Origin of the sequence: Micromonospora sp. NPDC001898, from assembly GCF_042891255.1 — a bacterium.
Classification (GTDB): domain Bacteria; phylum Actinomycetota; class Actinomycetes; order Mycobacteriales; family Micromonosporaceae; genus Micromonospora.
The window spans coordinates 77,291-84,726 of sequence record NZ_JBIATC010000021.1 but is presented as its reverse complement, the minus strand read 5'-3'; the positions used below and the strand labels follow the sequence as shown (position 1 = coordinate 84,726).

General features: G+C 70.0%; 8 protein-coding genes. 1 reads left to right on the top strand and 7 read right to left on the bottom strand.

What is annotated here, in order from left to right; all coding sequences use genetic code 11:
• Positions 1 to 339: 339 nt before the first annotated feature.
• From ACFYZF_RS27360 to ACFYZF_RS27350, 3 genes are all read right to left on the bottom strand, one after another.
• Complete coding sequence (locus ACFYZF_RS27360; protein ID WP_387025507.1) at positions 340 to 693, bottom strand: hypothetical protein; 354 nt, start codon at positions 691 to 693, stop codon at positions 340 to 342.
• Positions 694 to 865: 172 nt separating this feature from the next.
• Positions 866 to 1,060 carry a DUF397 domain-containing protein gene (locus ACFYZF_RS27355; RefSeq protein WP_387025505.1) on the bottom strand — a complete coding sequence of 65 codons (195 nt, stop codon included), beginning with the start codon at positions 1,058 to 1,060 and terminating at the stop codon, positions 866 to 868.
• Positions 1,048 to 1,794: a DUF5753 domain-containing protein gene (locus ACFYZF_RS27350; RefSeq protein WP_387025503.1), complete on the bottom strand. Its 747-nt coding sequence runs from the start codon at positions 1,792 to 1,794 to the stop codon at positions 1,048 to 1,050. The genes ACFYZF_RS27355 and ACFYZF_RS27350 overlap by 13 nt, the downstream gene beginning before the upstream one ends.
• An 861-nt stretch (positions 1,795 to 2,655) precedes the next feature.
• Between ACFYZF_RS27350 and ACFYZF_RS27345 the strand changes: the two genes are divergently transcribed.
• A complete protein-coding gene (locus ACFYZF_RS27345; RefSeq protein ID WP_387025523.1) occupies positions 2,656 to 3,468 on the top strand; it encodes an inositol monophosphatase family protein in 813 nt (270 codons plus the stop codon).
• Here ACFYZF_RS27345 and ACFYZF_RS27340 read toward each other — a convergent pair.
• The 4 genes from ACFYZF_RS27340 to ACFYZF_RS27325 all read right to left on the bottom strand — a co-directional run bounded on the left by ACFYZF_RS27340 (position 3,465) and on the right by ACFYZF_RS27325 (position 7,401).
• A complete protein-coding gene (locus tag ACFYZF_RS27340) occupies positions 3,465 to 3,725 on the bottom strand; it encodes an e9imm peptide (RefSeq protein ID WP_350880389.1) in 261 nt (86 codons plus the stop codon). The genes ACFYZF_RS27345 and ACFYZF_RS27340 overlap by 4 nt on opposite strands.
• Positions 3,726 to 4,007: 282 nt before the next feature.
• Complete coding sequence (locus tag ACFYZF_RS27335) at positions 4,008 to 4,646, bottom strand: LuxR C-terminal-related transcriptional regulator (RefSeq protein WP_387025521.1); 639 nt, start codon at positions 4,644 to 4,646, stop codon at positions 4,008 to 4,010.
• Entirely contained in the window at positions 4,643 to 5,887 is a 1,245-nt protein-coding gene (locus ACFYZF_RS27330) for a sensor histidine kinase (RefSeq protein ID WP_387025501.1), read from the bottom strand. The genes ACFYZF_RS27335 and ACFYZF_RS27330 overlap by 4 nt, the downstream gene beginning before the upstream one ends.
• A gap of 2 nt (positions 5,888 to 5,889) precedes the next feature.
• Positions 5,890 to 7,401: an alpha/beta hydrolase gene (locus ACFYZF_RS27325; RefSeq protein ID WP_387025499.1), complete on the bottom strand. Its 1,512-nt coding sequence runs from the start codon at positions 7,399 to 7,401 to the stop codon at positions 5,890 to 5,892.
• Positions 7,402 to 7,436 lie beyond the last annotated feature (35 nt).

The following is a 7,436-nucleotide window of genomic DNA, read 5'->3' as shown; positions in this document are numbered from 1 at the left end:
GTTCCCCCGCCGACAACCGCGCCGCCATCAGCAACCACCTCCACCACCATCAACGAAGGTGTTGCAACCACCGGTTGAGCCCAAGTGGAGGGGCCGCTTGCTTCCAAGATCTCCCAGTTCCGGGGCGGGAACCGCCGCCGACCCGGTCAGGCGCGCAAGAGCGCGCTCGGTCGTGCCCGCTGTACGGACAGGACCGTGTCAGGAGTTCGCCGGGGCTCGTCCCGCCAAGGAACAGACCTGACAGCCCGGAGCGGGCGGGCCCCGGCGAGCCCTCACCCCGCACCCACCGCCCGCGCCGCACCGAGGTAGATCGACTTCGACACAAGCGCTAGCTGTCGGCTACCGGAACTCGTGCATGACCTCGATCGACCCGACGATGTGGTCGTTGAACTCGTCCAGCTCCTCGGCGGGCACCCACAGTTCGAGGATGGCCTCGCCGCCGGCCTGCCGTACCGGGTACCGGCGAACGAAGTCCGACTCGACGTGGAAGCGGGTCACGTACCCGACGCCGGACGCCGGGACGTTCCAGTCCCGGGCGATCATGATCGCGTACTCCTCGTTGAGGACCGGGTAGAAGATCGGCTGGTCCGGCAGGCGCGGCGGCCAGCGCCGCCATCCGGACAGGCGGACGAGTTCCAGTTCCTCCGGACCGGTCGGACGCCACAGCACCGTCGTACCGCCACCGCTGCCCATCTCGACCTCGCTCCCGCTCGTCCGGCCCTACCGGTTCGGGCCCGGGATGTCAGGACGGTACCGGGACGCCGACGACGGACACCACCGGTTTCGCCGTCAGACCGCAGCCGTTGGTCCACGGCAGAGCGCCCGCCACGCGACTGGGACGGGCGCTCTGGGTGTGCGGGGTCGTTCAGGCTCGCTCGGCGACGCGGGCGACGAACGCACGCCACGTGACCGGGGCGAAGGTGAGCGCCGGGCCGGCCGGGTCCTTGCTGTCCCGCACGGCAACGACACCGGGAAGATTGTCGGCGACCTCCACACAAGCGCCGCCGTTGGAGCTGCTGCGGGTGCTGGTTCGCCACCGCGCACCGGTCAGGTCGTCCATGCTCGCGCCCTCAACAGGTCGATGGTCTGGTCACGCGGAAGCGCTACCGATCTCACGGTATCCCAGACAGCCCAGAGGGGGGCAACGTCATTCGTGATACGGCCGGAGGATTGATCATCGAGGTAGCCGACCTCCTCGCCCTCCGGTGTGGTCGCGATGATGAAAGGCCCGGCCTGGCCTGGATGCAAGCCGGCGCTCAGCGGGAGAACGTGCACCATGACGTCGGGTCGCTGAGCCGTGCTCGCGAGGTGGTCGAGCTGCGGGCCCATCACGTCTGGATGACCTCGGCGGAGCGCCGCCTCGTCAATCACGAAGACCGTCAGCGGGGGACGCGGGCGGTCGAACACCGCAGCCTGCCGCCGGAGACGGGACTCGACGTGGTCGTCCGCGTCGACCCTGAGCGGGCCACTTGCGAGGACTGCACGGGCGTACGCCTCCGTCTGTAGGAGCCCTGGAAGAACGGCCGACTCGAACCAGCGCAACCCGGTCGCCTCGCGCTCTATCTCCGCCCACGGCCGGAACCATGCCGGTTCCTTTCGCTTCAGCACGTCCGGCCACAGCTCCAGAACGTCCTTACCCAGAAGTTCTGCCACCTGGGCACGGTGCCGCGTCTGCGGTATCCGTCCGTGGCTCGCCCACTTGGCTGCGGTCTTCGGGTCGACGCCAACCTGAGCTGCGAGGCTGTCGGCGGTGTGACCTGCTTCGGCCATCGCTGCTTGTACGGCCCGGTTCATCCCACCGCCTTTCTTGAACGTTCCGTACGTCCGCGTTCCATAGTGCAACGCAGTGTAATCGCGCCGCAACTGTCGGAAGGCTGGCTTCTCAGGACGGCGTGGGTCGGTGTGATGGGTAGCCCGGTTCACGTTCGTCGAGGGGCCCGCCCCGGCCATCCTGCGCACTGAGGAGCGGGGCGGGCCCCTCTCCAGACTCGACGGACAGGGAGCATCGTGCCGAACCGAGGAGGACGTCACCGCGCCAACAATCGCCGGGGCGGGCACGCCGCGTGTCCGCCGTGGCGGGAGCGTGTGGGAGAGGACAAGCCGAAACCCGATCCGAAGCCCGCGCCGTCGCCGGCCCAGCCGGACCCGGTCCCGTACGACCACGCCGTTGATCGGCCCGATGATCCCGCCGCATCGGTTCCCGCGTAACGACGCCGCGACGCGGGTCCTGCGACCGGCGGCGGGCGAGTTCCGCACGCGGGGCGGGGAGCGACGCGGCAACGGTGGTCGGCCGTGTCGATGAGGGACTATGACCCCACGGCAGGACGTACCGTGAGCCGCCCTCACCTGCCGATGCGCCCGGCCTGGCTCTGCCGGGTCTGTGCCGCGCAGTGGCCGTGCCCGCCGGCCCAACTTGACCTGGCCACCGAGTTCTACGGCCATTCGGTTGCGCTCGCCTTCTACCTGGCCACGTCGATGTACGAGGCGATGGACGACGTGTATCGGCTGGGCGGTCGCCCCGACGGGGCCGCCATGTACTCCCGGTTCCTCGGCTGGCTGTCCCTGACGCGCCGGCCGCGCGGCAGGACACAGCGGAGCGCCCGACCCGCCGGATCGGGCGACACTCAATCCGTCGAGGGCCGGTATCCTGCGCGGATGGTGGGCAGCGACGAGGACGTGGCGATCGAGGCCGCGCAAGCGGGAGCCGTCATCGTCCGGGCCAGGTACGGCTCCGCCCTGACCCGCTTCGAGAAGTCCGGAGGCGACTTCGCCACCTCGGCCGACATCGAGGCGGAGAACGCCATCCTCGATGTCCTCCGCTCCGCGCGGCCGGAGGATGCCGTGACGGGCGAGGAGAGTGGACGCACGGGTGCCGGCGGCACCGCCCGCGAGTGGCTGGTCGACCCCCTGTGCGGCACACTCAACTACGCCGTACGCAGCATGCTGGTCGCGGTGAACGTCGCGCTGCGGACCGATACGAAGGTCACCGTGGCGGCCTCGGCCGACCCGTTCACGGACGAGGTGTTCTGGACCGACGGCACGCACGCGTACGTACGCCGCGACGGCGTCGACGAGCGGCTCGCGCCCTCCGCCGAGTCCCGGTTGGTGGATGTCAATCTCGATCCGCCGTTCCCGAACGCTCCCCGGTTCCAGGCGGCGCGGCTGCTCGCCGACCCGGAGTTCGTCGAGTGGTTCCGCCCGCGCGTCGTCTCCACCACCCTGGCGGTGGCCTGGGTCGCCGCCGGTCGACGGGCCGCCTACGTCACCGACGGCGACCTGCGGGACAGCGTGCACTTCGCCAGTGGGATCGCTCTGTGCCAGGCAGCGGGATGCGTGGTGACCGGCATCCAGGGTCAACCCCCGCACACCGGCTCGGGCGGGCTCATCGTGGCGGCGGACCGCCCGACGCACGCCGCCCTGCTGGCGCTGGTCGACAAGCAGTTCGCACCCGCCGGTGACGTCGCCTAACTGGTCGCCGGCTCCGTCCACGGCCCGGACCGCATCTCGATCGGCTCGTAGGCGAGGGCCCGGTCGACGACCTCAGCGGCCGTCAGCTCGGGGACCGAAAAGATCATGTCAGCGACGTCCGGGCAGACGAGGCCACGTTCGAGTCGATCCAACAAGTCGTCGAGCTCAGCGTCGTCCGCGTAGCCGAGACTCATGATCCGCTCAACGAGGACGATGGCCTCATCCCGGGTGAGCTTCGGAGGCAGACTCTGATCCATGCCGCGCAGCGTAGGCGAGCGTGCTCGACTCCCCGGCGTCCCGGTCGTGTTCGACCCGGCCGACCACCCTACGCCGCCCCGGCCGACCAGGGCACCAGCGCGATTATGCTTCGTGATCATGGACGGCCTGTACGGGGACCTGACGGTCGAGGAGCTACGCAGGCCCCCGACTTCCGCCTCGACAAGCTGCGCGCCGATCTCGACACGATCCTCGACGAGTGGTCGGCCTGACGGGGGGCACCGCTGCGCCCCGTCGTCCGCTCACCGACGCCAGCAGGCCGGTCAGCTTCGCAGGTAGGTCAGGACGGCGAGTACACGGCGGTGGCCGTCCTCCACGGGAAGATCGAGTTTCAGGAAAATGTTGCCGATGTGCTTGGCCACCGCGGCGTCGCTGACCCCGAGCGTGCGTGCGATCGACGGGTTGGAGCGGCCCTCGGCCATCTGCCCGAGCACCTCCCGTTCCCGCCGGGTCAGCCGGTCGAGCGGATTGGTGGTGCGTTGCCGACTCAGCAACTGCCGCACCACAGCGGGGTCGATGACGGTCTCGCCGGACGCGACCCGCGACACCGCATCGGCGAAGTCGGCGACCTCGCCGATGCGGTCCTTGAGCAGGTAGCCGACCCCGGCCTGACCGGACGGGCCGAGCAGTTCGGCGGCGTACGCGGTGGCCGCGTACTGCGACAGCACCAGGACCGCCGCGTCCGAATCGCCGGCACGCAGTGTCACCGCGGCGCGCAACCCCTCATCGGTGAAACCGGGCGGCATGCGGACATCGGTGATGACCAGGTCAGGCCGGCACTCCAGGGCGGCCCGCAACAGCGAGTCACCGTCGCCGACCGCCGCCGCGACCGTGTGGCCGAGGCCCTCAAGCAGGCTGACGAGGCCGGCCCGCATGAGGGTGGAGTCCTCGGCCAGGACTATCCGCAGCGACACGGCAGGTCGATCCTCACCACGGTCGGGCCTCCTCGCGGGCTGCTGATCTCCAGGGTGCCATCCATGACGGCCACCCGGTCGGCCAGCCCCCGGATGCCCGTGCCCAGCGACGGGTCGGCACCACCCCGCCCGTCGTCGGTGATCGTCAGCACCAGCCGATCCCCCATTACCCTTCCGGTGACCCGGACGCAGGTGGCGGCGGCATGCCGAACCACGTTGGTCAGGGCCTCGGAGACCACGAAGTAGGCGGTGGACTCCACCGCAGGCGACGGGCGACCGGGCATCACGAGGTCGACCTCGACCGGAATCGGGCACCGCTCGGCGAGTTCGCGTACCGCCTCGGCCAGCCCGAAGTCGGTGAGAATCTGCGGATGGATGCCGCGAATCTGCTCCCGGATCGCCGCGAGCGCCATCCGGGCCTGCTGGTGGGCCTCGCCGACGAGTTCGCCGGTCCGTTCGTTCTTGCCGGCGAGTTCCATCTCGGCCAGGCTCAGATTCATCGTCAACAGCAGCAGGTGCTGCTGTGCGCCGTCGTGCAGGTCACGCTCGATGCGTCGACGTTCCGCCTCGAACGCGTTCACCAGCCGGTTGCGCGACTCGGCCAGCTCGTCCATCTGACGGCTCAACTCGGTACTGGTGGGGGCGAGCAGCCACCTGGCGAACTCCGCCTGCCCACCGGCGAGAACGCTGATCCCGTACAGGGTGACGATCGTGGCGGGCACCCCGGCCAGGGCGGCGACGGCGCACGCCTGGCCAACCGTGTCGACCGACCAGCCGCCCAGATCGATCTGGAACTGACCCGGGTTCATCGTCGCGACGAACAGCGGCAGGGCCAGCAGGATGACGCAGAGGAAGACGACGAACAAGGCGAGCGCGTCGAGGAGAAGGAGCACCGACTGTAGGCACGCGAAATAGCCGAGTTCGCGCCAGGTGGCCGTCTCCCGCACCCTCAGCCGTGCCCAGGCCAGCCCGCTTCCGGGTGCCGTCGCGTGCGGGTTGCGGACCTGGGCCGACGTCAGGAGGCGGAGCCGGTGACGCTCCAGCGCCCCGACCGGCATACCGATGAGCAGAAGCAACGGCGGGAACAACAACAGCACCAGTACGGCGACCCACGCGGCTCCGGCGACCGGCACCGTGCTGGCGACGTAGGCCAGGCTCCGCCACGGCCACGACGACCGGAGAAAGCGGAGCGGATTGCCCGCTATCGCCCGCCACACGCTCGCAGCCACGTTCACGCCCCTGCGACACAGTCTGTGTCACGGGTCGGCAGAACGCCGTCGACCAGGTAACGGTTCACGGTGCTGTCCACACATTCATTCCCCGCGGCGAGATACTGGGCATGCGCGAAACGGCCGCGCAGCGTCACCATCCGCGAGCCCGCCAGCGCCTGGTGCATCGCCTGCTGTCCCGGGTACGGGGTGGCCGCGTCGCCGTCAGCCCCGACGATCAGCGCCGGCGCGTTGTTGCGGATCGTCGTGGCCGCCTCCGCCGGCCGGACCGGCCAGAACGCGCACGGCGTGATGTTGCGGGTCAACGGCCCGAACAGGGGCTCGTCGGCGCGGTGGGCCTGAATGTCGCGGAAATACGTGCCCGGATCCCGGGAAGCGGCGCGGTCGGCGCAGAGGACGGGGGTCCCTGCTCGATCGGCGGCGTAGCCGTCGCCGGTGAGCAGACCGGCGAGAAACGCCTCCAGCGACGGTGTGGGCGTCGTCGCTTCGCCGCGTGCGGCAGCGTCGAGCACCCGCAGCTGCTCGGCGAGATCCGCGTAGCCCTCGACGAGGTCGTCGTAGAGGTGGGCGAAGAGGAAGTACGGCAACACGTGCGAGTCCACCGCGTACGTACCGATCTTGAGCGGACGGCGAGCGCTGGCGCTGTTGATGCGGTCGACCACGGCCAACACCTCGCTGGCGGTGGTGCCCAGGCCGTACTCGCCGTTGTGATCGGCCGCCCACGCGGCCCAGTGTTCGAGTGCGGCCTGGATCGCCGCCGCGTTGCGGGAGAACAGGGCCGGGCCGAAGATGGCCGGATCCACGGCGCTGTCCAGCACCACCCGGTCGGCGCGGGAGCCGAACATCTGCAGGTAGACCGCACCCAGGTAGGTGCCGTACGAGTAGCCGAGGTAGGACAGTTTCCGTTCCCCCAGGACGCCTCGGATGAGATCCATGTCCCGGGCGGTGTTCCGCGTGGACGCGTGCGGCAGGAGATCGAGGTTGCCCTGCGCACACCCGGCGGCGAGCTCCTTGGCCAGTGCCGCGCTCTCGTTGAACGTGCGCTGGCTCGGGCCGGCGGAACGCAGGAACGTGTTGGTCTCCCATCGGCACTCGATCGGGCGGCTCCGGCCCACGAACCGCGGGTCCATCCCGATCAGGTCGTACCGGGCCGCGACGTCCGGCATCTGCTCGCCGGCAAGCACCATCCCCATCCCACTGTCTCCAGGGCCTCCCGGGTTGAGCATCAGGACGCCACGGCGCTGGGCCGGATCGGTCGCCTTGATCCGCGCCATCGCGACCGTGGTCGTAGGGCCGTGCGGGCGGCTGTAGTCGACCGGAACGGTCACCTCGCCGCACTGGGCACCCGCGTCGTCGAGAGCGGCGCCCAGCTCGTCGGCCGGACCGGTAAGGCAGCCGTGCCAGTTCACCGACTGCCGTTGGGCAACCCCGGCCGACGCGACAGTCGTGGTCAGTACTCCGCCGAGGGTCAGTGCACCGGCGGCGACAATCGCGGTGATTCTTCGAATTCGCACAGGTCAACCCTAGGAACCACCCGTTCGGGGCGCGA